The sequence below is a fragment of the Mycobacterium sp. NGS15 genome, assembly GCF_059813245.1.
This window is the reverse complement of record NZ_JCALEF010000002.1, coordinates 612,017-636,744: the sequence shown is the minus strand read 5'-3', so window position 1 is coordinate 636,744 and position 24,728 is coordinate 612,017. Positions and strand designations below refer to the sequence as shown.

24 protein-coding genes and 1 pseudogene are annotated in these 24,728 nt (G+C 64.6%); 7 read left to right on the top strand and 18 right to left on the bottom strand.

Annotation, left to right across the window (positions count from 1 at the left end; genetic code table 11):
- Positions 1-5: 5 nt before the first annotated feature.
- The 4 genes from AC5Y5C_RS07395 to AC5Y5C_RS07380 are packed head-to-tail and all read right to left on the bottom strand — an operon-like array spanning position 6 to position 4,880.
- On the bottom strand, positions 6-629 hold the full coding sequence (locus AC5Y5C_RS07395) for an Rv0804 family intramembrane glutamic endopeptidase (RefSeq protein WP_499970686.1): 624 nt from the start codon (positions 627-629) through the stop codon (positions 6-8).
- Positions 629-2,431: an alpha/beta hydrolase gene (locus AC5Y5C_RS07390; protein WP_499970491.1), complete on the bottom strand. Its 1,803-nt coding sequence runs from the start codon at positions 2,429-2,431 to the stop codon at positions 629-631. Before AC5Y5C_RS07390 ends, AC5Y5C_RS07395 begins: the two co-directional genes overlap by 1 nt.
- A complete protein-coding gene (gene purL / locus AC5Y5C_RS07385; RefSeq protein WP_499970490.1) occupies positions 2,428-4,713 on the bottom strand; it encodes a phosphoribosylformylglycinamidine synthase subunit PurL in 2,286 nt (761 codons plus the stop codon). The genes AC5Y5C_RS07390 and purL overlap by 4 nt, the downstream gene beginning before the upstream one ends.
- 35 nt (positions 4,714-4,748) lie before the next feature.
- Positions 4,749-4,880 (bottom strand): hypothetical protein, encoded by a 132-nt coding sequence (locus AC5Y5C_RS07380; protein ID WP_499970487.1) that lies wholly within the window; start codon positions 4,878-4,880, stop codon positions 4,749-4,751.
- Positions 4,881-4,888: 8 nt separating this feature from the next.
- Here AC5Y5C_RS07380 and AC5Y5C_RS07375 point away from each other — a divergent pair.
- Positions 4,889-5,909 (top strand): annotated as a pseudogene (locus tag AC5Y5C_RS07375) (hypothetical protein); the annotation flags it as partial.
- On the opposite strand, the gene AC5Y5C_RS07370 reads toward AC5Y5C_RS07375, so the two are convergent.
- Entirely contained in the window at positions 5,906-6,307 is a 402-nt protein-coding gene (locus AC5Y5C_RS07370; protein ID WP_499970485.1) for a DoxX family protein, read from the bottom strand. The pseudogene AC5Y5C_RS07375 and the gene AC5Y5C_RS07370 overlap by 4 nt on opposite strands.
- Positions 6,308-6,415: 108 nt before the next feature.
- On the opposite strand from AC5Y5C_RS07370, the gene AC5Y5C_RS07365 reads away from it, so the two are divergent.
- Positions 6,416-7,234, top strand: a complete 819-nt coding sequence (locus AC5Y5C_RS07365; protein WP_499970483.1) for a maleylpyruvate isomerase family mycothiol-dependent enzyme — start codon at positions 6,416-6,418, stop codon at positions 7,232-7,234.
- Here AC5Y5C_RS07365 and AC5Y5C_RS07360 read toward each other — a convergent pair.
- Positions 7,224-8,492, bottom strand: a complete 1,269-nt coding sequence (locus AC5Y5C_RS07360; RefSeq protein WP_499970481.1) for a M18 family aminopeptidase — start codon at positions 8,490-8,492, stop codon at positions 7,224-7,226. The two genes, AC5Y5C_RS07365 and AC5Y5C_RS07360, sit on opposite strands and share 11 nt — an antisense overlap.
- A 42-nt stretch (positions 8,493-8,534) precedes the next feature.
- Between AC5Y5C_RS07360 and AC5Y5C_RS07355 the strand changes: the two genes are divergently transcribed.
- Together AC5Y5C_RS07355 and AC5Y5C_RS07350 are read left to right on the top strand one after the other, a co-directional pair.
- Entirely contained in the window at positions 8,535-9,542 is a 1,008-nt protein-coding gene (locus AC5Y5C_RS07355; RefSeq protein WP_499970479.1) for a Dyp-type peroxidase, read from the top strand.
- Entirely contained in the window at positions 9,539-10,336 is a 798-nt protein-coding gene (locus AC5Y5C_RS07350; protein ID WP_499970477.1) for a family 1 encapsulin nanocompartment shell protein, read from the top strand. Before AC5Y5C_RS07355 ends, AC5Y5C_RS07350 begins: the two co-directional genes overlap by 4 nt.
- A gap of 15 nt (positions 10,337-10,351) precedes the next feature.
- On the opposite strand, the gene AC5Y5C_RS07345 is transcribed toward AC5Y5C_RS07350, so the two are convergent.
- From AC5Y5C_RS07345 to purS, 3 genes are all read right to left on the bottom strand, one after another.
- Positions 10,352-10,954, bottom strand: a complete 603-nt coding sequence (locus AC5Y5C_RS07345) for a hypothetical protein (protein ID WP_499970475.1) — start codon at positions 10,952-10,954, stop codon at positions 10,352-10,354.
- 255 nt (positions 10,955-11,209) lie between these two features.
- A complete protein-coding gene (gene purQ, locus AC5Y5C_RS07340; RefSeq protein WP_499970473.1) occupies positions 11,210-11,884 on the bottom strand; it encodes a phosphoribosylformylglycinamidine synthase subunit PurQ in 675 nt (224 codons plus the stop codon).
- A complete protein-coding gene (gene purS / locus AC5Y5C_RS07335; RefSeq protein WP_070936719.1) occupies positions 11,881-12,120 on the bottom strand; it encodes a phosphoribosylformylglycinamidine synthase subunit PurS in 240 nt (79 codons plus the stop codon). The genes purQ and purS overlap by 4 nt, the downstream gene beginning before the upstream one ends.
- Positions 12,121-12,170: 50 nt before the next feature.
- Between purS and AC5Y5C_RS07330 the strand changes: the two genes are divergently transcribed.
- Positions 12,171-12,809, top strand: a complete 639-nt coding sequence (locus AC5Y5C_RS07330; protein ID WP_499970471.1) for an MBL fold metallo-hydrolase — start codon at positions 12,171-12,173, stop codon at positions 12,807-12,809.
- A gap of 90 nt (positions 12,810-12,899) precedes the next feature.
- On the opposite strand, the gene AC5Y5C_RS07325 is transcribed toward AC5Y5C_RS07330, so the two are convergent.
- The 4 genes from AC5Y5C_RS07325 to AC5Y5C_RS07310 all read right to left on the bottom strand — a co-directional run bounded on the left by AC5Y5C_RS07325 (position 12,900) and on the right by AC5Y5C_RS07310 (position 16,467).
- Positions 12,900-14,558, bottom strand: a complete 1,659-nt coding sequence (locus AC5Y5C_RS07325) for an FAD-binding dehydrogenase (protein ID WP_499970470.1) — start codon at positions 14,556-14,558, stop codon at positions 12,900-12,902.
- Positions 14,559-14,587: 29 nt separating this feature from the next.
- Positions 14,588-15,172 carry a hypothetical protein gene (locus tag AC5Y5C_RS07320; RefSeq protein WP_499970469.1) on the bottom strand — a complete coding sequence of 195 codons (585 nt, stop codon included), beginning with the start codon at positions 15,170-15,172 and terminating at the stop codon, positions 14,588-14,590.
- Positions 15,173-15,189: 17 nt separating this feature from the next.
- On the bottom strand, positions 15,190-15,894 hold the full coding sequence (locus AC5Y5C_RS07315) for a DUF2334 domain-containing protein (RefSeq protein ID WP_499970467.1): 705 nt from the start codon (positions 15,892-15,894) through the stop codon (positions 15,190-15,192).
- A 72-nt stretch (positions 15,895-15,966) separates the two neighbouring features.
- Entirely contained in the window at positions 15,967-16,467 is a 501-nt protein-coding gene (locus AC5Y5C_RS07310; RefSeq protein ID WP_499970465.1) for a glutathione peroxidase, read from the bottom strand.
- 67 nt (positions 16,468-16,534) lie between these two features.
- Here AC5Y5C_RS07310 and AC5Y5C_RS07305 point away from each other — a divergent pair, with 67 nt between their 5' ends.
- A complete protein-coding gene (locus AC5Y5C_RS07305; protein WP_499970463.1) occupies positions 16,535-17,938 on the top strand; it encodes a sugar porter family MFS transporter in 1,404 nt (467 codons plus the stop codon).
- Here the strand turns inward: AC5Y5C_RS07305 and AC5Y5C_RS07300 are convergent.
- Genes AC5Y5C_RS07300 through AC5Y5C_RS07290 form a run of 3 tightly spaced genes read right to left on the bottom strand, consistent with a single transcriptional unit; the run spans position 17,931 to position 21,776 of the window.
- Positions 17,931-18,752, bottom strand: coding sequence for an SDR family oxidoreductase (locus AC5Y5C_RS07300; protein WP_499970460.1), 822 nt, complete (start codon positions 18,750-18,752; stop codon positions 17,931-17,933). The genes AC5Y5C_RS07305 and AC5Y5C_RS07300 overlap by 8 nt on opposite strands.
- Positions 18,745-20,886 (bottom strand): S9 family peptidase, encoded by a 2,142-nt coding sequence (locus AC5Y5C_RS07295; RefSeq protein ID WP_499970458.1) that lies wholly within the window; start codon positions 20,884-20,886, stop codon positions 18,745-18,747. The genes AC5Y5C_RS07300 and AC5Y5C_RS07295 overlap by 8 nt, the downstream gene beginning before the upstream one ends.
- A complete protein-coding gene (locus AC5Y5C_RS07290; protein WP_499970456.1) occupies positions 20,883-21,776 on the bottom strand; it encodes a phosphoribosylaminoimidazolesuccinocarboxamide synthase in 894 nt (297 codons plus the stop codon). Before AC5Y5C_RS07290 ends, AC5Y5C_RS07295 begins: the two co-directional genes overlap by 4 nt.
- 18 nt (positions 21,777-21,794) lie before the next feature.
- Here AC5Y5C_RS07290 and AC5Y5C_RS07285 point away from each other — a divergent pair, with 18 nt between their 5' ends.
- Positions 21,795-22,421 carry a hypothetical protein gene (locus AC5Y5C_RS07285; protein ID WP_499970454.1) on the top strand — a complete coding sequence of 209 codons (627 nt, stop codon included), beginning with the start codon at positions 21,795-21,797 and terminating at the stop codon, positions 22,419-22,421.
- Positions 22,422-22,582: 161 nt separating this feature from the next.
- On the opposite strand, the gene purB is transcribed toward AC5Y5C_RS07285, so the two are convergent.
- Together purB and AC5Y5C_RS07275 are read right to left on the bottom strand one after the other, a co-directional pair.
- Positions 22,583-24,001 (bottom strand): adenylosuccinate lyase, encoded by a 1,419-nt coding sequence (purB, locus tag AC5Y5C_RS07280; RefSeq protein WP_499970452.1) that lies wholly within the window; start codon positions 23,999-24,001, stop codon positions 22,583-22,585.
- Between the two features lie 9 nt (positions 24,002-24,010).
- Entirely contained in the window at positions 24,011-24,694 is a 684-nt protein-coding gene (locus AC5Y5C_RS07275) for a TetR/AcrR family transcriptional regulator (RefSeq protein WP_499970450.1), read from the bottom strand.
- Positions 24,695-24,728 lie beyond the last annotated feature (34 nt).

Below are 24,728 nucleotides of genomic sequence, written 5' to 3'. Positions count from 1 at the left end.
CATGGTCACAGCGGTCCGCGTTTTGTCCGTTGCACGGCCATTGCGGCCAGCGCACCGGCCTCGTTGAGGGCCAGGTGGGCCAGCATTGGTGCGGCCACGCTGCCCGATCGCTCGCGCAGCCAGCCCAACAGCCAGCCGAACAAGCCGGTGACCAGCACCGTCGCCGGCACGGAATCTCCCGCGGCGCGGGCCGGTCCAATATGAGCGAGCCCGAACACCACGGCCTGAACCACACCACCCGTTCGCGGGCCGCATGCCTCGGCTGCCAGCGGCTGCAACACCCCGCGGAACGCGAGCTCCTCCGGCAACACCGTGCCCACCGGGATGTGCAACCCCAGCCAGGCCGCCGGATGAAGACCGATAGCGCGCGCCCGCATCGACGCGCGCACCGGCCTCAGCGCCGGTGAAACACCGACGGCGACCGCGACGGCCGATGCGGCGACTCCACCCAGACGCAGGCCCGCCCCCCGCTGGGGGTGCTGCAGCCCGAGCGGTGTCCCCGCCATGACCGCGAGGGCGGTGCTGGCGCCCGCCCCGATCAGTGGGCGCCAGTGTTGCGGGAACCGTGCCAACAGCGCCGGCCAGGCTACGAGCGCACCAGCCAGGACCCAGGTTAGGGCGCGAGAGATCACGTGTCGGGGCCGTCGAGCGACGCGGTGTCGACGAGAGCCTTCCGGATGCGTTCGGTGTCCTGCGCGGTCCAGCCCTCCGGCGGAGCGATGGCGGCCCAGCCGTTGACCGACGAGATGCCGTAGTTGTGGCCATGCCCGTCGGGCACGCCGACAGCGTTGGCCAGGTCGGCCGCCACCTGCCAGAAGGTGACGATGGGATACCAGCGCATGGCGGCAGACCGATCGCCCACTGGCGCCTCCTTGAGCCAATCCGGTTCACCGAACAAGAGATCCGTGGACCACCACGTCACCGGATCGGACGGATGTTGCACAAAAAGCACCCGTGGGTTCTGCCAGGGCGGTCTGGCAAGGGCGTCGATATCGGGACCCATCGCGAAACGCGCGGTGAACCCACTGTCATACACCGGGATTGCTTCCAGCGTTCCCCGGTCTCGCTTGGACACCAGTTCGTTCCAGATCTGGCTGAAGTTCGGCGGACCGGTCCACAACACACCGTCGACGCCCGCTGCACGGATATCGCCAAGGCCATCGAATGCACCTTGTCCCGCAAACGATCCCAAGCTCTCCCCATAAATGAGCAGCTTCGGCCGATGCCCTTCGGGCTGCTGCGCCCACCGCTTCTGAACGGTGCCGACCAATAGCCTGCCCGAGGCCAGTGCCTTCTTCTTGTCGGCCAGGAAAGAGATCCAGCTGGGCAGGAACGAGTACTGGGTGGCGACGATCGCGGTATCGCCGTTGTACATGAGCTCGATGCCGCGCGCGGCCGCGGGCGTCACCCATCCGGTGCCGGTGGTCGGGACGATGATCAGCACCTTGCGCTCGAAGGCCTTGGTGCGCTCCAGTTCCCGTACCAGGATGTCGGCGCGTTCCTCCGCGGTGTCGGCGGTCTCGAGTCCGGCGTATACCCGGATGGGTTCCTTGGCCTGGCGATGGTTCACCTTGGTCAGTTCGTCGGCATGCAAACCGCCGGAGACGAAGTTGCGTCCCTCGTAGCCGAGGCTCTCCCAGGAGGCCAGTGATGCCGGGCTTCCGGAACGCTCCGGCTGGGCGGGTTGTTCCACCCCGGCGCGGGTGGTGTCGTTATGCGGGCCGAACGACGCGTTGGCGGCAGAGAAGAAGCCGCGCACCAGCACACCGTTGAACAGCATGATGGTCAACACCGCCACGATGGCGGTACCGATGAGCAGCGACACTTCGCGGCTGAGATGCATGCGGCGAATGAAGAAGCGGGCCAGCAGCCGAACCAGATCTCGCAGTACTCGCGCCACCGAGATCAGCAGTGCCCCAAAAGCAATCGAAACAACAAAGGACTTGGAGTACTCGAGGGTGGATGGCCCCTGTGTATCCATGAGGGTCGCGATCTGCCGTTGCCAGCGGGCAGCGGGCACGATCATCGCCAGCGAGCACACCGCCGAGAGCACTACCACCCCGAGTTTGGCGGTCACCATCACCCGGTCACGTAGCGGCCACCATTTCTGATGCCGGAGCCAAAAGCGCAGTACCAGTTTGGAGACAGCGACACCGATCCCGTAGCCGATAGTCGCGGTGGCACCGCCGATCAGCCCCTGGAACAGCCAGGTGCGCGGCATCAGCGAGGGGGTCAACGACAGGCAGAAGAACAAAGCACCGAACGCTATTCCGCAGAAATCCAGCCGCAGCAGATTCCATGCCCAGGCCACCAAGGGGTGCCGGTTCTCTAGCTGCTCCTCGAGCTCCTGGAACGCCAGCCAGCTGCGGCCGATCCAGTCATCGGGATCGACGGTGCTTGTCGTGACGGGGACTCCAGGAGTCTCGCTCATCCGAACAATCCGGGCAGCACACCTTCGTGGATCTCGCGCAGCTCGGCCAAGGTGACCGTGAATTGCCCCTGCACCTCAACGGAATCCGAGCCCTGGTCGACAACACCGATGCGAACCGCGGGCAGCTGCCGCGCCTCGCACATCGCGATGAATCTGCTCTCCTCGGTGCGCGGGACGGCGACCAGCACCCGCCCGGCAGACTCGGAGAACAACGCCACAAAGGGGTCAGCTCCTTCGGGAAGCAGTATGCGACAACCTGTTTCACCGGCCAGCGCCGACTCGATGACCGCCTGGATGAGCCCACCCTCGGACAGGTCGTGAGCGGCGGACACCAGCCCGTCTCGCGACGCGGCGGTGAGAACCTGCGCGATCAGCTGCTCACGGGCAAGGTCGACCTTCGGCGGGGTGCCACCCAGGTGATCGTGTGCCACCTGCGCCCAAATGGAACCGTCGAACTCATCGGCGGTGTCACCCAGCAGGATCAATGTTTCGCCGGGCTCGGTGCCGAATCCCGTGGGGATGCGACGGTTCACGTCGTCGATGACACCCAGCACCCCAACCACCGGAGTGGGCAGGATGGGGGTGGTTCCGGTCTGGTTGTAAAAGCTGACGTTGCCCCCGGTGACCGGGATGCCCAGCTCCACGCAGCCATCGGCGAGCCCGCGGACAGCCTCGGAGAACTGCCACATGACACCCGGGTCCTCCGGCGAGCCGAAGTTCAGGCAGTTGGTTACCGCGACGGGGGTGGCACCGGAAGACGCCACATTGCGGTACGCCTCGGCGAGCGCCAGCCGGGCGCCGTTATAAGGATCAAGGACCGTGTATCGACCCGAAGCATCGGTGGCCAAGGCGATTCCGCGCCCCGTCTGCTCGTCCACCCGAATCACACCGGAGTCGGCATGTTCGGCGAGCACGGTGTTGCCGCGGACGTACCGGTCGTACTGCTCGGTGATGAAAGCACGGCTGCACAGGTGCGGGCTGCCGATCATATCCAGAAGCGTCTGCCGTAGCTCGTCACCGGTGGCCGGACGCGCCAAACTCGCTGCGCTGTCGGCGATCAATGCATCCTGGGTGTCGGGCCGCGCCACCGGGCGCTGATAGACAGGGCCCTCATGCGCGACGGTCCGCGGCGGCACATCCACGACGGTGTCGCCATGCCAGGTGATTCGCAGCCGGTCGCCTTCGGTGACCTCACCGATGACAGTGGCCAACACGTCCCATTTACGGCACACCGCCATGAAGGCGTCGACGTTCTCCGGGGTCACCACGGCGCACATGCGCTCCTGGGACTCGCTGGAGAGCACCTCCGCCGGAGTCATTCCGGTCGCGCGCAGCGGCACCTTGTCCAGGTCGATGTGCATGCCGCCGTCCCCGGCCGAAGCCAGTTCCGATGTGGCGCACGATAATCCAGCACCACCAAGATCCTGGATGCCGACCACCAAATGCGCCGCGTACAGCTCCAGGCAGCATTCGATGAGCACCTTCTCGGTGAATGGGTCGCCGACCTGAACACTGGGCAGCTTCTTACGCGAGGCTCCTTCGGACTCGTCGCCGCCGAACGTCTCGGAAGCCAGCACCGACACGCCACCGATGCCGTCGAGCCCGGTGCGCGCACCGAACAGGATGATCTTGTTGCCGGTGCCGGAAGCGAAGGCCAGATGGAGGTCTTCCTTGCGCAGCACCCCCGCGCACAGCGCGTTCACCAACGGGTTGCCCGCGTACGAGGCGTCGAACACCGTCTCACCGCCGATATTCGGTAGGCCCAGCGAGTTGCCGTAGCCGCCGACACCCCGCACCACGCCGTCGAAGACGCGACGGGTATCGGGGGCGTCGGCAGCACCGAAACGCAGCTGATCCATGACGGCGATCGGCCGCGCACCCATGGCCATGATGTCGCGAACAATGCCGCCCACACCCGTGGCGGCACCCTGGTAGGGCTCGACGTACGACGGGTGGTTATGCGACTCGACCTTGAAGGTGACCGCCCACCCGTCACCGATGTCCACCACTCCGGCGTTCTCACCGATTCCGGCGAGCATCGCCGAACGCATCTCCTCGGTGGTGGTCTCTCCGAAGTAACGCAGGTGCACCTTGGAAGACTTGTACGAGCAGTGTTCGCTCCACATCACCGAGTACATCGCCAGCTCGGCATCGGTGGGGCGGCGACCGAGGATCTCGCGGATACGCGCGTACTCGTCGTCCTTGAGCCCTAGCTCAGCGAATGGCTGCGGGTGATCGGGGGTGGCTGTTGCGTTATCGACCGTATCAACCCGTGAAGTCACGAACAGATTCTAACGTCGAACCCGCCTTGCCCTCGCTACGCGCCATGCTGGCCGTATCGGGCGGCCATATCGGTCGGCGGGATCATGCTGGTCGTGTTCGCGATCATGCTCGCCGCAGGGGTGTGTCCCGCCGGGTTCGAGACCTGTCCGCGCCAGTCGGACCGCACGTTCCGAGCATGTCCGTCATACTCGGAACGTGCTCCGTGCAGTTTTGCTGGTCGCGGTGGGGATCCTGACGGGTTCATCCTTGCTGGCCGCGGGCGGATGTGCGGGAGGTCAGTCCGTCCCGTTCGATCGCACAGGCGATCAACGGCCTGCCCGGTGTCGAGAGCACCACTCACAATTTCTCAATTGACTGGTACGACACATTCACGGTGTATCTGGACGCCAACGTCCGGCCTGACATCACGCCAGAACAGCTCACCGCAATCTGGGAGGCCTTCACTCAACAGGTGACGAAAGCCGGGGCCGGCCACGCACATTTCAATGTCCGGCTGACCGTCAGCGACTGCCCGTCCACCGTCGCTCAGCCGGATCGCTACTGCGGTGGGATCTCCGCGACTACCGACATGGAAAGTGCCGAACCCGTGCCCGACTGGCAAGAGTGGCGGGCGCTCACCCGGGGGCACTACGGAAGCGACATCCGCGTGAATACCAGTCACGTGAAGGGTCGGTCCCACAAACAGATCACGGTGACGTTAGCCCCATCGGCCGATGGGAAGCCGAGAGAAGCCCACACACAGGACTTCTCGTCTCTCTTCCGTCGCCTCGCCACCGACTTCCCGGGCCTGCGCGAGGCAGCGTGGACCGCGACCGCCACCGGTAGACAGATACCGGCAAACGTGAACAATCTGGAACTCGGTACCTCGCGGGGATTACCCACCGACGCCGAGTTCGGTCTCTGGGAAGCGCTCTCCGCCATTACCCCGGTGAAGATGAGCCTCGTCAGGGACTCAGGAACTAGCGACGAGAAGTCATTGGTTACCGTCACGCTCCCGGGTGCCGGCGAGAACGCCTGGCGACGCGCGGCACTGAGTCAGCTGATGCTACTCAAGGCGTACCAGCATCGAGTCAAATACGAGGCGACATATGGCAAGGAGACGCTAACGGTCATTGTCGGCGGCTGCTCACCGGAGTTCGATACCGGGTCCACGTTGCAGAACGAGCTTCGCCAGTGGTTCGAGACCTGCTCCTAGCGATCTGCACCGATCAGGACAGTCAGCAGGTCACGCCTGCGCAGGATCATGGCGGCCCAGATCAGCAGTCCGAAGCCGACCGCGAAGACCACCGCAAACCACACTTCCTCGTGCATATCGATCGTGACCGCACCGCCCAAGTAGGCCGTCAACCCCACCGCGCCGAGCACGGAGGTACGCGGAATGGCCCACACGATGGTGCACGCCAACAGCACCCACCCGATGAGGGCGGTCTGATACGGCGGGAAACCCAGCTGCTCGGTGGCCTTCTGGGCGAACTCTGCGCCAAAGATCTTGGGTATGGCGTCACCCAAGAGGAACAGCAGGATGATGCCGCTCAGCGCGATACCGATCTTCTCCGGCGTCGTTTTCTCACTGAATGTGGATGTGACGGGCATGAGATTCCTTTCTCGAAATCCCCGATGAAACAACTCTAGAGAGACGGACCGACACAATCGACCAAATTCATCGCTCAGGCCTTCGCCGGCTCTCGTAGTCTCAGGGCCATGACCGTCACGATCGTCGCCAAAGATCCCGTCGTCGCCGCGCTGGGTGCCGAGTGGACCGCGCTGGACGAGTTGGGCGCCACCCTCAGCGACGACCAATGGGCCGCGCCATCCGTCCTGCCGGGGTGGACCGTCAAGGACGTCATCGCGCACGTGGTGAGCACCGAACGTCTACTGTCGGGGGATCCGATCCCCAGCACCGATGAGGCCGTCGCCGGTCTTTCGCACGTGCACAATCCCGTCGGTGTCCTCAACGAACGGTGGCTGACCTACTACCGCAAGCTGCCGCCTGCGGCGGTGTTGAACGACTTGCGCACCGTGACCAGCGCGCGCCTGGCCATCCTTGAGGGTCTGTCCCAGGAGCAGTTCAACGCCGAGACGGTGACCCCGGTGGGACCGGAAAGCTATGGCCGGTTCATGCAGATCCGTGATTTCGACTGCTGGATGCACGAATTAGACGTACGCGACAGCCTCGGATTGCCCGCACCGGCCGACCCGGTAGCGGCGACGCCCGCGCTCACCGAGCTGATCAATGCGCTGCCATTCCTCATCGGGAAGCGGGCGGGCGCACCCCATGGCAGCCGGGTCCGCTTTGTACTCAACGGGATTGGTGCACAGAAGGTCGACATCGAAATTCCCGATCGGGCGCGCATCGTGTCGGCACTCTCCGGCGCCCCCCACGTGACGCTCACCGCAGACACCTGCGAGTTCGCCCGGCATCTGGGTGGCCGGGCCAGCGCGAACCGCAATGGCTTCACGCTCGACGGCGATCCCGACCTGGGTTGGAAGATCATCACCAACCTGCGCTTCACGATGTAGCGGGCAGCTCCAGAAATGCCTGCAGGGCATCGGAGTACATCGGCACGTCGTGTGCGCCCATCAGCTCACGCACCGAATGCATGGCCAGCGTCGCGGCCCCCACGTCCACGGTGACCATGCCGGTGTGTGATGCCGCGAACGGACCGATGGTCGAACCGCATTGCATATCCGCGCGATGCTCGTAGCGCTGGAACGGAACCCCGGCCCGCTCGCAGGCCAGGGAAAAGGCCGCAGCACCCCGACCATCGGTGGCATAGCGGACATTCGGATGAATCTTGATCACCGGTCCGGCATTGACGGCAATCTGATGGCCAGGTTCATGCCGATCCGGATAGTTGGGATGCGTGGCATGGGCCATGTCGGCCGACACCATCAACGATGAAGCCGCACGTCGCAGGAAGTCCTCTCGAATGCCGTTGCTGGACAGCACGATCCGTTCCAGAACCGTCGACAACAGGTCCGAGTGGGCGCCGTGATCAGAGACCGAACCAACCTCCTCGTGGTCGAAGAGCGCGAGCACGAGCGTCGAGCTCGATTCGGCAGCCAGGAATGCCTCCAGCCCGGCGTAACAGCTGGCCTGGTTGTCCAAACGGGACGCGCTGACCAGGCTCTCATCGGGGCCGACGAGTGCGGCCGCGGTCAGGTCATGTGCCATCAGGTCGCGCCCTAAAATATCGGCCGGGGCGACCCCCAGCTGTTGGGCGATGAACTCGTCGAAGCTGCGCTCACCGCTCCACACGGAGTTCACATGCCATTGCGGGTCGATCACCCATTTTTTGCGCTCCTCGGCGCTGACCATGTGGATCGCCAGATTGGGCACCCGCAAGATTGGCTGCTGGATGCGAATCAGCGTGGACCGCACCGTATCCCCATCGCGCACCAGCACCCGCCCGGACAGCCCCAGATCGCGGTCCAGCCAGGTCTGCACCCATGCGCCGCCGTAGGGCTCCAGAGCGACCATGGGCCAACCCGCTTGCACGCGATCAGCATTGGCCTTCACCCGCAGGTTCGGGCTGTCGGTGTGAGCACCGATTACCCGGAAGGAGGCACTCTCATCTCCCATGTCGACACCGCGCCAAGCCACGATAGATCCCGAGCGCACCGTGAAGTAGTCACCCGAGTGCCCCGGCCAACGCTGCGCCTCGAACAGCTCGGTGAAGCCTTCCTGACGGAGGCGCTGCGCCACCGTGTCCACGGCGTGAAACGGCGACGGCGAGGCGTCGATGAATTGGCACAGTCCTGTTGCGGTCGCGGTCACGCTTCCCATGATGGCTGACTGGATTGGGTCTAGGGTCGAGGCGTGACCGATCCCGTGCCACAGCCTGTTCTGGAACCGCTGTCCTCGTCGGCCATTTTCCTGGTGGTGACCATCGATGAGGGTGCCGAACAAGCAGTTCGCGACGCGTTGCCCGACGTGTCCGGCCTAGCCAGAGCTATCGGGTTCCGCGACCCGGCGCGGCGACTATCTCTGGTCACCGCGATCGGGTCGGATGCCTGGGACCGGCTCTTTTCCGGTCCGCGGCCCGCTCAGCTGTGGCCGTTCCAGGAGGTGCGCGGTGAGCGGCACACCGCCCCGTCCACACCCGGGGACCTGCTGTTCCACATTCGCGCGAGCACCATGGACCGCTGCTTTGAACTGGCCGCGCGTATCACCACCACCCTGGCGGGCGCCGTCACCGTGGTGGACGAGACACACGGATTTCAGTACTTCGACAACCGGGACCTGCTGGGATTTGTGGACGGCACCGAGAATCCCGATGGGGACGAAGCCGCCTCGGCCGCTCTCGTGGGCGCCGAGGACGCCGAGTTTGCCGCCGGCAGCTACGTGCACATCCAGAAGTACCTGCACGATATGGCCTCCTGGAGCGCGCTGCCCGTCGACGAGCAGGAGAAGGTGATCGGACGCACCAAACTCGATGACATCGAGTTCGACGATGCCGTGAAACCGTCGAATTCACATGTGGCCCTGAATGTCATCGAAGACCACGAGGGTAACGAGCTGCAGATCCTGCGGCGCAACATGCCCTTCGGGGAGCTCGGAAAGGCCGAGTTCGGGACGTACTACATCGCCTACTCACGTACCCCGGATGTCACCGAACGCATGTTGCACAACATGTTTGTCGGGGATCCACCGGGGAACACCGACCGCATTCTGGACTTCTCTACCGCAGTCACCGGCGGGCTGTTCTTCGCACCATCCGCCGGCTTCCTCGACGCTCCTCCGCCGCTGCCCATCCAGGCAGCCACGAAATCTGTTGATTACCAAGGGTCCTTATCCATCGGCAGCCTGAAAGGAACGTCGGCATGAACAATCTGTATCGCGAACTCGCTCCCATCACGAACGAGGCGTGGGCGGAGATCGAAACGGAGGCCAGCCGCACCTTCAAACGCCATATCGCCGGACGCCGGGTGGTTGACGTCAGCGAGCCGGGCGGCCCCTCCAGCGCGGCCGTGAGCACCGGACATCTACTCGACGTGGCGGCACCCGCAGACGGCGTGCAAGCCCACCTACGGGAAAGCAAACCTCTTGTGCGGCTGCGAGTCCCATTCACCATTACCCGATCGGCCATCGATGACGTGGAGCGCGGCTCCCAGGACTCCGACTGGGACCCGGTCAAGGAGGCCGCCAAAAAGCTGGCGTTCGCCGAGGACCGCGCGATCTTCGAGGGCTATCCCGCCGCCTCGATCGTCGGGATCCGCGAATCCAGCTCCAATCCCGAACTCACGTTGCCCGATGATGTCCGCCAGTACCCCGACATCGTCGCGCAGGCACTCTCGGAACTGCGGCTGGCCGGTGTCGACGGCCCGTACTCGGTGCTGTTGTCGGCTGAGGAGTACACGAAGGTCAGCGAGGCCTCCGATCGCGGATACCCGATCCGCGAGCACCTCCGCCGGTTGGTCACCGGGGAGATCCTCTGGGCGCCGGCGATCGACGGTGCGTTCGTGCTGAGCTGCCGCGGCGGCGACTTCGATCTGCAGCTGGGCACCGACGTCACCATCGGCTACCTGTCCCATGACGCCGAGAGTGTGCAGCTGTACCTGCAGGAGACCCTGACGTTCCTGAGCTACACCGCCGAGGCGTCGGTCGCGCTGCTGCCCTAGGTAATCCGGGCGCGCTCAGGCGCCCTGGAGTTTCCCGATCGCCGAGTGCACCACCTGGTCGAGCCTCGCCCGCCCCTCACCCGCATCCCACGCGAACGATCGCACGACAACGAGCAGCCCACGGACCCGGACCCACGTCACCAGCTGCCCCGGAATCTCCTGGTCCATGTCGGCCGGCCGCATCAGCGCCGTGACCGACGGATACGGCGCGGTGCCCGGGCCGGGCGCGGACGAAACCTGGACCGACGCGGTGCCCGTCTCCAGGGTGTTGAACCCCTGCGCGGGCGCGATGGACTTGGCCCAGGCGATCATATCGGCCCCGGGGTTCTCTTTGCCGTAAAGAACATCGACAAATTCCGTACAGCGCGACAACGCTTGCAAACGAACCAGAAAGTTAACCTTGGCCCCATTCGCGTCGCCAGCCTGGTGACACAACTGGTCACCACTGCTGGTTGCGCCGGCGAGATCGTCCTTCTCCACCTTCCAGTCTGCCGGAAGGGCGTCGTCAGGAAGCAGCAACATCAATTGTGAGCTGGGCCTGTCCGCCAGACTCCCGTCTGCCCTCGCCGGGCTCGCGAACCCGATAACCGCGATCACAAGCGATATGGCCGCTGCCATACCTCGCCTTTTACGCCTGGTTGACCACCCCATGAACATGCTCCTCCCTAAGTTGGTGGGAGCATAGCTGGGAGATCAGCAAACTGCATAACAGCTGAGGCCTTGATGCTCATACCAGCTGAATTCGGCTTTGCTTTCCACTATCGAAGAGCCAGCCAACACTGCTGTAGTTGGTGATAGGTCCCACCGCCGGGCAGGGCTAGCGCATGCGGCAGATATGCCGAATCGCCAGCAAATGCCTACTGGAGGCGCAGCTCAAGCGGTAAGCACGGCGTCGAGCGCCGAGTAGAAAATGCCGAGGCCATCATCGCTGGGTCCGGTCAGCGGCTCAGTCGCGTGCTCCGGGTGCGGCATGAGCCCCACCACGCGGCCGTTGGGCGAGGAGATTCCGGCGATATCGCGCATCGAGCCGTTGGGGTTGTCGCGGTAGCGGAAGACCACCCGGCCCTCGCCCTCCAGCTCGTCGAGCACCTCGCCGGAAGCCACGTAGCGGCCTTCGCCGGATTTGAGCGGCACCAGGATGTCGGCTCCCTGCTCGTACCGAGAGGACCACGCCGTGTTGTTGGCGTCGACGCCCAGCCAGACATCGCGGCATACAAAGTGCAGACCGGCATTGCGGGTCAAGGCTCCGGGCAGCAGCCCGGCTTCGCACAGCACCTGGAAACCATTGCAAATGCCCAGGATTGGCAGGCCGTGTGCGGCGGCATCGACCACCGAGCGCATCACGGGGGCAAAGCGTGCAATGGCCCCGGCACGCAGGTAGTCACCGTAGGAGAAACCGCCGGGCACGATCACCGCGTCGACGGACTTCAGGTCGGCATCGTCGTGCCACAGCGAGACCGCCTCGGCACCGGAGAGCCGGGCCGCCCGCGCGGCGTCGACATCATCGAGGGTGCCGGGGAAGGTGATGACGCCGATGCGTGGGGTCATTCGGACTCCCGCACGATTTCCCAGTCCTCGATGACGGTGTTGGCGAGCAACGCCTCGGCGATCGATTCGAGATCGGAGTCACCTATCTCTCCGTCAAACTCCAACTCAAAGCGCTTGCCCTGCCGCACGTCTGCCACGCCGGCATAGCCAAGGCGCGCGAGAGCGCCCACAATGGCTTGTCCCTGCGGGTCCAGGATCTCGGGTTTCGGCATGACGTTTACGACGACTCGGGCCACGCGCTGACTTTACCGTGTGGGCCGGAACACATCCCGCCTAGACTCCCCTCATGCGCTTGACCCACTTCGGGCATTCGTGCCTACTGGCTGATTTTGGCGGCACCACTCTGCTGTTCGATCCCGGCAACTTCTCGCACGGATTCGAGGGCATCACCGGCCTGTCGGCCATCCTGATCACCCATCAGCATCCCGACCACGTGGATCTGGAGCGGCTACCCGCGCTGGTCGACGCCAACCCCGGGGCCGCGCTGTACGCCGATCCGATGACCGCGGCGCAGCTGGGCGAGCCATGGCAGGCGGTGCACGCCGGCGACCGCTTCACCGTTGCGGAACTGAGTGTGCGCGGGGTGGGAGGCCAGCATGCGGTCATCCACCCGGAGATCCCGCTCATCGACAACACCTCGTATCTGATCGGCGACGGCGACCATCCCGCACGGCTCATGCATCCCGGCGACGCGCTCTTCGCGCCCGGTGAGGAGGTCGACGTGCTGGCCCTACCGGCGGCGGCGCCGTGGATGAAGGTGTCCGAGGCAATCGAGTACCTGCGTGCGGTGAACCCGGCCCGGGCGGTGCCCATTCACCAGGGCATCCTGCAAGAGGCCGCATACCCGTTCTTCTACACGCGATTTCGCGAGATGTCCGACGCCGACTTCCAGGTGTTACCCCACGAGGACGCGGTGTTGTTCTAAGCGCTCCAGCGCCCTTGACGCCGAGACCGAGGTTGTGGCGGGATCGTCTCGCTCATTCTCGCCACAACCTCGGTTTCGACGAGTGGGTCGTCAGCCAATGTCCTCGGCAGCGCCCCGGCCCGCGGCCCGTCCGCTGAAGATGCAGCCACCCAGGAACGTGCCCTCCAATGCGCGATACCCGTGCACGCCACCGCCACCGAACCCGGCAACCTCGCCGGCGGCGTAGAGGCCTTCGAAGCAGCTTCCGTCGGCGCGCAACACCCGCGAGTCGAGGTCGGTCTCCAAACCGCCCAACGTCTTTCGCGTCAAGATATGCAGCTTCACCGCGATCAGCGGCCCCGCCTTCGGATCGGTGAGCCGGTGCGGCGCCACCACCCGAGTGAACCGATCCGCCAGGTAAGCACGTGCGGCACGGATCGCGGCGATCTGCGGATCCTTGCCGAAGGGGTTGGCCACCTCGCGATCGCGTGCCGTTACCTGTTGGGCGATGGTCGCGTAGTCCAGCGGTGTGACGTCCGGCAGCGCATTCATCTTCGCGACCAGGTCGGGCAGGTTCGATGCACTGACGAAGTCGACGCCCTTGTCGATGAACGCCTGTACCGGCGCCGGTGCACCTGCCTTGCCGCGCCGCAGCACCCCGCGCACATCCTTGCCCGTGAGGTCGGGGTTCTGCTCCTGTCCCGAGAGTGCGAACTCCTTGGCGATGATCCGCGCATTGAGGATGAACCAGGAGTAGTCGTGCCCGCTGCGGCAGATATGTTCCAGCGTGCCCAGGGTGTCGAATCCTGGGAACAGCGGTGCCGGTATTCGAGATCCATTGGCGTCCAGCCAGAGTGATGACGGCCCGGGGAGGATGCGGATCCCGTGGCCGGGCCAGATCGGGCCGTGGTTGGTAATGCCCTCGGTGTAATGCCACATGCGGTCGCGATTGATCAGGTGGGCGCCGGCATCCACCGAGATCCCGAGCATGCGACCGTCGACGTGAGCGGGCACCCCGGTCAACAGCTGGGACGGAACACGCCCCATGCGTTCGGGCCAGTTCTCCCGGACCAGATCGTGGTTACCTCCGATACCGCCGCTGGTCACGATGACGGCTTGCGCACGGAATTCGAACTCTCCCAAAGCTGTTCGCGAAGACGGGATACCGCGCGCCGCGGTCGACGGCTCCAGCACAGTGCCGCGAACACCCACGGCGGCGCCCTGTTCAAGGATCAGATCGTCGACCTGGTGCCGGTAGGCGATGCGTACCTGACCGCGGTCCACAGCGGCGAGCACGCGCCGGGCGAAGATCTCCACCAGACCTGGGCCAGTACCCCAGGTGATGTGAAATCGCGGTACCGAGTTACCGGGCCCGAGCGCATCCTTGCCGCCGCGCTCGGCCCACGCTACCACCGGAAATATCTGTAAACCTCTCGCTCGCAACCAGCTTCGCTTCTCTCCCGCCGCGAAGTCAACGTACGCGTGTGCCCATTGACGGGGCCAATGGTCCTCCGGACGGTCGAATCCGGCGGTACCGAGCCAGTCCTGCAGGGCCAGCTCGTGGGAGTCCCTGATTCCCAGGCGGCGCTGTTCGGGACTGTTGACGAAGAGCAGCCCACCGAATGACCAATAGGCCTGCCCGCCCAGATTGGCGGCATTCTCCTGCTCGATGACGACGACACTCTTGCCGCGGTCCACCAATTCACAGGTAGCCACCAACCCTGCAAGACCTGCGCCCACGACAATGACATCGGTACTCGCGTCACTCACCGGTTCACCGTAGCGGGGACGATTGACGATTAAAAGGTCCAACTACCTTGTGGTGAAAGCACAAAGCCATGATCGTATTGGCCGTCAGTGGTTCCGATGTGGAGACGACATGCGGTCAGTCCCGCATCACCGACGGCGCACGACACTTTGTCTCCCTCGAATGCCAGCACGGTAATCATCGACTTTGGCGGTAGCGGCAGGAGTTCGCGGTCCTCCGGCTCTGGCGCCTCGCGCAGGAACTGCCCGACGTCGCGATTGGTGGCACTCACGGCCCGAGCCCACGCGGGTGCACCCGGCAAGCGTCCCCAACATCGCGCGAATCCGGGCGGCCCGCCCTTACCGCTGTTCCAGGCCGCGAAACGGCAGCTCAATCCGTCGGGCGTGCTGAAGCCACCGGAGTAGGACTTGACCTCGCCCTCGTGATAACCGTTGGTATCGGCCTTCATCCCAACCTCGCGGTACCCCGTCAGATCCACGTAGCGAGGCGGCACGGACGACGACGCAGACGAAACCACAGCCGAATGTGAGGTGGTCTGCGACAAAGAGCCGGAACCATTCCCACACGACAGCAGGGTCAGCGAACCGGCTATCACACAGAGCCATGCTCGAAGCATGGAGCAAACTGTACCGACTAGGCCACGCTGTGCAAGACCTGCTTGGGCAACCATTCGTAGACGCCTGGCACCGAACCGTGCAACAGCGACAGATCGATGGCGTCGATCATGGCCTGTCGCGGACCCGGCTTCCGAAGGTGCTTGGCTGAGATGGCGACCCGCACCACCCCGTCCCGACGGGCAGTGCGCGCCGCTGACAGCACCAACATCCGGCACCACCACGGCTCCGAAAGGAATCCCTCACCGATGCCCAGCACCCGTGCGCGCACGGAGGTGCCGCGGACCAGGTCAGTAATCTCGGAAAGTCCGATATTCAGACGGAAACCGTTGCGCGGCAACATCTCTATTGCTCCCGCCGAGGCCATCCAACCCGGTGCCGCGAAGAGACGCGTACGCAACCCGGTCTGCTCCATCACGCGGTCAGCGGCCATCAGACGCAGGTTAGCCTCGTGCGCTGGCAACGCGGCAAACTCCTCGCGACGCTTCTTGGTCGCGGCCTGGTCGTACCCATGCAGCACGATGGCATCACCCCGTGACCGGCGCGCGGCCAACCAGTCGACGGTCGGCTGATCCTCCACCAGGCGGTACTTGGCCTTCAAGCGGGGAGACACCAGGAACGACAGCGGAATCGACCGCTTATCCATTTCCTCAGTGAATACAGCGATCTCGTCGAGAGTGCGGTCGCAGATTCCCGATACCGATACCAGCAGCTGTCCTGCCATGCCGCCAGTGTGGCAACTTCAGATGTACGCAAGGTGTCAGACACCCCGCATCGAAAAGAACGCTCCGGCGCGCTACCCCAGCTCCTTTTCGATGGCCGCAATCACCTCGGGAGCATCCGGCACCGTCGTCGGCCGAAACCGGCCGACCGGCCGGAGAGATCCCGAACCGTCGCGTGCGATCAGAAACTTCTCGAAGTTCCACTGCACGTCCCCGGCCGCGCCTTCGGAGTCCACGGTCTTGGTGAGCTCGACGTACAGCGGATGCCGGTTCTCACCGTTGACATCGACCTTCTCCAGCAGCGGAAAGGTCACTCCGTACGTGGTGGAGCAGAACGTCTGGATCTCCTCCGCCGTCCCGGGCTCCTGTCCCATGAACTGGTTACAGGGCACACCGAGCACCGTCAGGCCACGGTCGGCGTAGTCGGTGGCCAACTTCTCCAGCACCGCGTACTGCGGGGTGAGACCACATTTGGACGCGACGTTGACGACCAGCACGGCGTTATCACCGAAATCGGCGAATGACAGCGCGGAGCCGTCGAGTGCGGTCAACGGGATAGCGGCGAGATCGGTCATGCTCACCACGTTACCGGTGTCGCGATGGTTGACTGTTCGCACATTACGCAACGTTGCGGGAGGACATATGAGCGAGGAGAACGAATTCTCCTCTGGCCGCAGTGCCCTGCGGATCGCCTCGGTGGCGGCGCTGGGAGGACTGCTCTTCGGATACGACAGTGCGGTCATCAACGGTGCCGTACAGGCGATCCAGGACGAGTTCGCCATCCCGGATGCGCAGCTGGGATTCGCGGTCGCCTCCGCGCTCCTCGGGGCCGCCCTCGGTGCCATGACGGCCGGGCGCGTCGCCGACAGGATCGGGCGGGTGGCCGTCATGAAGATCGCCGCCGCCCTGTTTCTGCTGAGTGCGGTCGGAGCCGGGCTGTCGCCGAACGTCGAGTTGCTCGTCATCTTTCGCGTGATCGGCGGAGTGGGGGTGGGCGTCGCTTCGCTGATCGCACCGGCCTATATCGCAGAAACCTCCCCGTCGAATATCCGCGGCCGGTTGGGTTCTCTACAGCAATTGGCGATCGTGACCGGAATCTTCTTGTCCCTCACTATCGATTGGCTATTGGCCCACCTGGCGGGTGGCTCGCGCGGTGAATTGTGGTTGGGCCTGCCGGCGTGGCGATGGATGTTTCTGGCGATGGCGCTACCAGCATTTGTCTACGGCGCGCTGGCGTTCACCATCCCGGAGTCGCCGCGTTATCTTGTAGCCACCCACCGGATTCCCGAGGCACGCACGGTGTTGACCAGGCTGCTCGGAGAGAAGAACCTGGACATCACGATCACCCGAATACAAGAGACACTCGATCAAAGCACCGCGCCCTCATGGCGCGATCTGCGCAAGCCCTCCGGTGGTTTGCACGCCATAGTTTGGGTTGGTGTGGCGCTAGCAGTATTTCAGCAGTTGGTCGGCATCAACGTGATCTTCTACTACTCGAATGTGCTGTGGCAGGCCGTCGGGTTCGGCGAGAGCTCGTCCTTCACCATCACGGTCATCACCTCGATCACGAACATCGCCACAACACTGGTGGCCATCGCGTTGATCGACCGCGTGGGCCGCAAACCCTTGTTGCTCATTGGTTCGGCCGGAATGGCCGCGACGCTCAGCACCATGTCCATCGTCTTCAGTTTGGCCACCGTCGTGGACGGCAAACCACACCTGGGCCCCGTGGCGGGTCCCGTTGCCCTGGTCGCCGCCAACCTGTTTGTCGTGGCATTCGGAATGTCCTGGGGTCCGGTGGTCTGGGTACTGCTCGGCGAGATCTTCCCCAACAGGATCCGGGCCGCGGCCATGGGAGTGGCTACGGCGGGGAACTGGGCCGCCAACTGGCTGGTCACCGTCACCTTCCCCGCGCTGCGTGACGCACTGGGAATCGCCTACGGGTTCTATGCGATCTGTGCGGTGCTGTCCTTGGTGTTCGTCGCACGCTGGGTGAAAGAGACCAAGGGCCGAACGCTGGAGGACATGGACGCGGTCATCAGCTGAACAGCTGACCGGAACGTACCGCGGCGACGACTCCCCCGTCGACCAACAGATCGGTCCCGGTGATGTACGAGGACTCGGGGCCGAGCAGGAATGCCGTTGCCGCGGCGATATCGTCGGACGCGCCGATCCGTCCGGTTGCGGACCCGTCGATCATGGCCTTCGTGATGGCGCCGGTCTCCGAGGCGAGTTCCTGATGCCCCATCCTGGTGGACACCACCCCCGGGCTGATCGAGTTGATGCGAGCCCCCCGCGCACCCCACTGCCGGGCCAACGCTCGAACGCGAATGTGGTTGGCACGCTTGGATAACTGGTACGCCACCGCGGGGTACTCAATGCTCTGGACGTACGGCAATCCGAGTAGATCCTCGGCGCCGGTGGTCGCGAGCTCCTGTTCCTGCTCGGCCGAGAGTTCCATGGGCATGTGACCGGCCATGCTGGCAATCACCACGCCCGCGCCACCCGAAGAAACGATCTTGCCGAACTCCTCCAAAACCAGGGCCACCCCAACCAAATCGACAGCGAGGATGGCCTGTGTCGGAGCCTGCGCCGGGGACAGGCCCGCGGTATGCGCCAGCTGGGTGACCCGCCCGAGCTCCGCGGCGGCTGCGGCAAGCCCAGCCACCGACTCGCGTGAGGAGACATCGACACGGCGGCCAATAACGTTGTGCCCGTCGGCAGCCAGTTCGTCGACGACCGCCTGCAGCGCCTCGGCGTTGTGGTCGGCAATCAGCAGTGTCTTACCGATGCCCTGACGGCGGGCGATCACCTTGCCCATCCCACCGGCACCGGTGACGACGACAACTTCGTCAGACATCCGGCTTCTCCTCGTTGGCCCCAAGAACATCCAATATCCAGGCGAGCTGGAATGCGGTCTCCTTCCAACGCTCATAGCGCCCGCTGATGCCGCCGTGCCCGGCCGTCATCTCGGTGCGCATCAGGATGGGGCGATCGCCGGTAGTCGTATGCCGCAGCTGGGCAACCCATTTGGCAGGTTCCACATACAGCACCCGCGAGTCGTGCAGAGAGGTCATCGCGAGAATGGTCGGGTACTCGGTGGCACGAATGTTCTCGTAGGGCGAGTACGACTTGATGTAGTCGTAAACATCCTTGTCTTCCAGAGGATTTCCCCACTCATCCCACTCGGTGACGGTGAGCGGCAGCGACGGATCGCAGATGGTGGTGACGGGGTCCACAAAGGGCACCTGCGCCAACACGCCGGCGAACAAGTTGGGCGCCAAATTCACCGCGGCACCCACCAACAGGCCGCCCGCGCTCCCTCCCCAGGCAGCGAGCCGGTCCGGCAGCGCAGTTCCGGCTTCGACGAGATGCCTTGCCGCCGCGACGAAGTCAGTGAAGCTGTGCTTCTTGGACAGCATCTTGCCGTCCTCGTACCAGAGGCGGCCCATCTCGCCTCCACCGCGCACATGGGCGATGACGAACACCAGTCCCCGATCCAGCAGCGAGAGTCGTCCGATGCTGAACTGCGGGTCTTCGCACATCTCATATGCGCCATATCCGTACAGGAGGGTCGGCGCCGGTTCAGAAGTGTCCTTGCGGTGGACCACCGACAGCGGTATCCGGGTGCCGTCCTCGGCGATTGCCCATTCCCGGCGCTCCACATAGTCGTCACGGCGGTAGCCGCCAAGCACGGGCTGCTCCTTGAGCAGGGTGCGCTCCCCGGTGTGAACGTCGAGGTCGTATACCCGGGTCGGTGTGATGAAGGATGTACAACCGACGCGCAGCAGCGGCGAGTTCCATTCGGGGTTGTCGCCCAATCCGGACAGCATCAGCTCCGAGTCGAACTCGACCTCCTGCGGTGCGCCGTATCCGTCCGCACTGATCGGCCATACCTGGATGCGCGGCAACGCCTCTCGTCGATAACCGATCACGAACCGCTCGGCGAAAGCTTCCACACCGTCTAGGCGCACGTCGTCGCGATGGGCGATCAGGGTGCGCGCCAATGCCGGGTCCACCGGACCATCGGCGACGGCCGCGAAGGGCAAGTCCGCGAGTGCGAAGTTCACCGCGCCGTCATTGTGCAGGATCAAGAGCCGATCCTCACCGCCAACCACAATGTGATCGACGGTGTATTCGATACCGGTGCGACGCAGCCAAATCGGCGAGAAGGTCGTGGCGGGATCGCGGGCGTCACCGATCAAGATCTCGGAGGTCACCGACGAGTGCACGCTGATGGCGACGAAGCGGTCGCTGCGGGTGCGGCCTACCCCGATCCAGAAACGCTCGTCCGGCTCGGAGAACACTTCGACAGGTTCCACACCGCTACCCACTGTGTACCGGCGAATGGCGTAGGGCCGGAACGCTTCATCGATCACGGGGTAGTACACGGTGCGGCTGTCCATCGCCCAGGTAGCGCCCGCGCCGATGTCAGCGATTTCGTCCGGGTACATCTCACCCGTCCGCAGATCCTTGAACCTCAGGGTGTACATCTCGTGGCCGACAACGTCGACCGAGTAGGCCAGCGTGTTCCCATCCGGGCTGACGGTCGCGGCCCCAAGGGAGAAGAAGTCGTGGCCCTCCGCCTCCACGTTCCCGTCGAGCAGGATCTGTTCCCCCGGAACATCATGGTCCAGTGTCGGTGGCGCCCAGCTTTCGGCCCCGGATGATTCGCCTATCGGACAACGACAGTGGGTGCCGTACTGCTTGCCCTCGAAGCTACGGGCGTAGTACCACCACTGCCCCATCCGAGTGGGGATCGAGAGGTCGGTCTCCTTGGTGCGGGACTTGATCTCACCGAAGATGCTGTTACGTAAAGCTTCCAGGTGCCCGAGCTGGTCATCGACATATGCATTCTCGGCCTCTAAATGCGCGATGACCGCCGGATTTTCCTTCTCACGCATCCATTCGTATGGGTCCACGAAGGTATCCCCGTGGTACTCGCGCAACGTGTCGATGCGGTTCGCGGTGGGCGGGCGTACTGGCCCGCTCACGCCGACGGACCGATCCAATCAGCGAAGCTCAGCCCCGAAATGCGTTCATATGCCTCGATGTACCGCTCACGCGTGGCCGCGGCCACCGCTTTCGGCAGGGGCGGCGGCGGCGTGTCCGACGCGCGATCCCATCCCGATTCGGGCCCGGTGAGCCAGTTGCGCACGAATTGCTTGTCGAAGCTGTCCTGCACCACACCGGCCTGATAGTTGGCGGCATCCCAGTAGCGGGACGAGTCGGGAGTGAACACCTCATCGGCCAACACCAGGGTGCCCTCTACATCCACTCCAAACTCAAATTTTGTGTCGGCCAAGATGATTCCCTTATCCAGCGCATGCGCTGCAGCTCGGGTGTAGATCTTAATGGTCTCATCACGCAGTTGATTGGCGCGCACACCGCCGACAAGGTCCACCACCGCGGCGAAGTCGACATTCATATCGTGCTCCCCGATATCGGCCTTCGTCGCCGGGGTGAACAACGGCGGATCCAGCCGACTGGCTTCACCAAGACCCTGTGGCAGCACGTGGCCGCATACCGCGCCGGTGCGCTGATAGTCCAGTAGTCCGGATCCGGTGAGGTATCCGCGCGCCACACACTCCACGGGAAGCATGTCGAGCCGGCGCACCAGCAGCGCGCGACCCAGCACCTCCTCGGGGATGCGCGGATCATCGGGCGGGCCGGCCAGATGATTCGGCACGGTCAGCAGTCCGAAGAAGAACACGCTCATCGCCGTGAGGATGCGCCCCTTGTCGGGTATCGGCGTATCCAGGATGAAATCGAACGCGGAAATTCGGTCGGTGGCGACGAACAGCAGGTGCTCGTCGTCGACTCGGTACAGCTCACGGACCTTTCCGCTGGCCACATGCTGGTAATCGGACAGCGGAGGACGCATCGTGCCATCCTACGATTCATGCGATTCCTGCCCTACTCGACCCGACCGGGACGGTTGCTCGGCCAGCTGTTCAGCGACGTAGCGGTCACGATCTGGACCATCATCTGGGTGTTCGTCGGGCTTGCTGTGCACGCCGCGGTGTCGACGATCGCCGAGGTGGGGCGGCAGGTGAAGGACGGCGCCGACGGCATTTCGGACAACCTGAACTCCGCGGGCGACAGCGCACACCGGATTCCGTTGGTGGGCGACAAGGTCGGTGGACCGCTGCGCGCGGCGAGCGAGGCGGCCGCCGATCTGGCCGGGGCGGGCCACAACCTGGACACCACCGCGACCTGGTTGGCAATCGTTTTGGCGATCGCCGTCGCCGCGCCGCCCGTCCTTGCCTTCGCAGGGCCGTGGATCTTTTTGCGGATCAGGTTCTTTCGCCGCAAGTTGGTAGCGGTACAGCTCGCAGCCACTCCGGCCGGTGAACAGCTACTGGCACTGCGTGCGCTGGCCAACCGGCCGCTGAAGAAGCTGACGGTAGTCACCGCCGATCCCGTAGCCGCGTGGCGCGCCCAGGACACCGCGTCGATACGCGGCCTGGCCGCCATCGAATTGAAGGCAGCGGGTATCAGTACACCGAAGGAGTGGCGCTCCTCCTAATTTCGACACGCCCGCTCGTGGCGAAGATGTGCGATACGAACCCGCCACGAGGCGGCATGTCGGCGGGCAAGGGGCACCGACGAGTACATCACCGGATCGCGCAGCATCTCAAAGGTTTCCGCGTAGTGGCCACCGCACAGACGCCTTGGTTATCCGGAGCGCTACAGGATGGCACCCGGGTTATAGGCAGCGGCCTCGGGGTAGGTGTCGACGAGTGCTGAGACGGCAGCCACCACTCGATCGACCTGATTTGCGGCAGCGCCGGTGAACGAGGCTCGGTCCGCCAATGCGGCCTCCAGTGCCGATGCGTCCAGTGGCAGCCGGGGATCTTCGGCCAGCAAGCCCAAAAGGTCTGGTTCGGCGCCCTTTTCACGCATGGCGAGCGCCGTTGCGACGGCATGCTCCTTGATGACCTCGTGGGCTTCCTCGCGGCCGACCCCGGCACGAACCGCGGCCATCAGCACCTTGGTCGTCGCCAGGAACGGCAGGTAGCGACGCAGCTCCCGGTCGATCACCGCCGGATAGGCACCGAACTCGTCGAGCACCGTCAGGAAGGTCTCGATCATCCCGTCGATGGCGAAGAAGGCGTCGGGCAACGCGACACGTCGCACCACCGAGCAGAACACATCGCCTTCATTCCACTGCGCCCCAGCCAGTTCGGCAGACATGGAGCCATACCCACGCAGAATCACCTGCAGGCCGTTGACGCGTTCGCAGCTGCGGGTGTTCATCTTGTGGGGCATCGCCGAGCTGCCCACCTGCCCGGGCGCGAAGCCCTCGGTGACCAGCTCGTGCCCGGCCATCAGGCGAATGGTGTGCGCCAGCGAGGACGGCCCGGCGCCGAGCTGCACCAGCGCGGACACCACATCGTGGTCCAGCGAACGCGGATACACCTGGCCAACGCTGGTCAACACAGCCGAGAACCCGAGGTGCTCGGCGATTCGGTCCTCCAGTGCGGCCAATGTGACCACATCCCCGTCGAACAGGTCGAGCATGTCCTGCCCGGTACCCATCGGGCCCTTGATCCCGCGTAGCGGATACCGGTCGAGCAGCTCCTGCAGCCGGGTCAACGCGATGAGGATCTCATCGGCCGCCGACGCGAACCGCTTACCCAATGTGGTGGCCTGCGCCGCCACGTTGTGACTGCGTCCGGCCATCACGACGTCCCGGTACTCCACGGCGTGGCGTGCGAGCCGCGCCACCACTGCGACGCCGTGGGCGTGGACGTACTCCAGCGACCGGCGGATCTGCAGCTGTTCGACGTTTTCGGTGAGGTCGCGGCTCGTCATGCCCTTGTGGATGTGCTCGTGCCCGGCGAGCGCGTTGAACTCCTCGATACGGGCCTTCACATCGTGGCGGGTGACGCGCTCGCGCGCGGCGATCGAGTCCAGGTCGACATGCTCGACCACCCGCTCGTAATCCTCGATGACGCCGTCGGGAACATCGATGCCCAGATCGCGTTGTGCGCGCAGCACCGCGATCCACAACTGGCGCTCCAGCACCACCTTTGACTGCGGCGACCACAGCGCAGCCATGGCGTCGCTCGCGTACCGGGATGCCAGAACGTTAGGGATTTGCACAACTAGAGTCTATGGGGGGAAGGAAATGGACTCGGCCAGCTGCTCGGCTTCCAGCGGAGCAAGCACGTCGATGACGTCCAACAGCATCGACGTCGCCGTTGCCTGCGGGCTGCTCGCAGCCTCGGTGAGCGCGCCTACCATCGCCCCGTCTACCGTCGAAATCAGCACCGCGACACGGTCGTTGTCGATGGACCGGCCGGACCTGCGAACAACCTGGGCCACGGCGTCGTCGCGTTGTCCACGCAACCTCTGCTGCACCTCGCGCAGTTCGGGATGGCGGCTGCATGCCAGCTCACGCTCGTACCGCGACACCAGCTGTTCCCCGCTGCCGAAGCCCGGCGTACCGAACAACAGTTCCACCACCGCCTCGGCGGTGGCGGCCGCTCCACGGCGCCGGTACTGAACCGACGACAGCCGTTCCTGGATCTGCTCCAGCTCACGGGCTCCCGCATGCTCGACGGCCCGCGCGATGAGGTCCTCCAGTGAGGAGAAGTAGTACGTGGTCGAGGCCAGTGGCAGGCCCGCACGCTGCGCCACGGCACGATGCCGGACAGCGTCAATACCATTGTCCCGCAATAGGTCAGCAGCAGCAGTGATCAGGGCTCGCCGCCTCCGCTCCCCCTTGGGGGTGGCTTGCGGACGGTGCACGGCATTCCCGTCGGGGAACACCTCCACCTGCTGCCTGACTGTCACGTCATGTCATGCTGCCAGCAGCGACGCATCCCCA

What these genes read in the sequence shown, in the direction of transcription:
- AC5Y5C_RS07305 (WP_499970463.1), top strand. Translation starts at nt 16,535, where the DNA reads ATGAGCGAGGAGAACGAATTCTCCTCTGGCCGCAGTGCCCTGCGGATC.
- AC5Y5C_RS07290 (WP_499970456.1), bottom strand. Translation starts at nt 21,776, where the DNA reads ATGCGTCCTCCGCTGTCCGATTACCAGCATGTGGCCAGCGGAAAGGTC.
- AC5Y5C_RS07315 (WP_499970467.1), bottom strand. Translation starts at nt 15,894, where the DNA reads ATGGCAGGACAGCTGCTGGTATCGGTATCGGGAATCTGCGACCGCACT.
- AC5Y5C_RS07320 (WP_499970469.1), bottom strand. Translation starts at nt 15,172, where the DNA reads ATGCTTCGAGCATGGCTCTGTGTGATAGCCGGTTCGCTGACCCTGCTG.
- purQ (WP_499970473.1), bottom strand. Translation starts at nt 11,884, where the DNA reads ATGACCCCACGCATCGGCGTCATCACCTTCCCCGGCACCCTCGATGAT.
- AC5Y5C_RS07285 (WP_499970454.1), top strand. Translation starts at nt 21,795, where the DNA reads ATGCGATTCCTGCCCTACTCGACCCGACCGGGACGGTTGCTCGGCCAG.
- AC5Y5C_RS07300 (WP_499970460.1), bottom strand. Translation starts at nt 18,752, where the DNA reads ATGTCTGACGAAGTTGTCGTCGTCACCGGTGCCGGTGGGATGGGCAAG.
- AC5Y5C_RS07370 (WP_499970485.1), bottom strand. Translation starts at nt 6,307, where the DNA reads ATGCCCGTCACATCCACATTCAGTGAGAAAACGACGCCGGAGAAGATC.
- AC5Y5C_RS07345 (WP_499970475.1), bottom strand. Translation starts at nt 10,954, where the DNA reads ATGGCAGCGGCCATATCGCTTGTGATCGCGGTTATCGGGTTCGCGAGC.
- AC5Y5C_RS07330 (WP_499970471.1), top strand. Translation starts at nt 12,171, where the DNA reads ATGCGCTTGACCCACTTCGGGCATTCGTGCCTACTGGCTGATTTTGGC.
- AC5Y5C_RS07365 (WP_499970483.1), top strand. Translation starts at nt 6,416, where the DNA reads ATGACCGTCACGATCGTCGCCAAAGATCCCGTCGTCGCCGCGCTGGGT.
- AC5Y5C_RS07390 (WP_499970491.1), bottom strand. Translation starts at nt 2,431, where the DNA reads ATGAGCGAGACTCCTGGAGTCCCCGTCACGACAAGCACCGTCGATCCC.
- AC5Y5C_RS07310 (WP_499970465.1), bottom strand. Translation starts at nt 16,467, where the DNA reads ATGACCGATCTCGCCGCTATCCCGTTGACCGCACTCGACGGCTCCGCG.
- AC5Y5C_RS07350 (WP_499970477.1), top strand. Translation starts at nt 9,539, where the DNA reads ATGAACAATCTGTATCGCGAACTCGCTCCCATCACGAACGAGGCGTGG.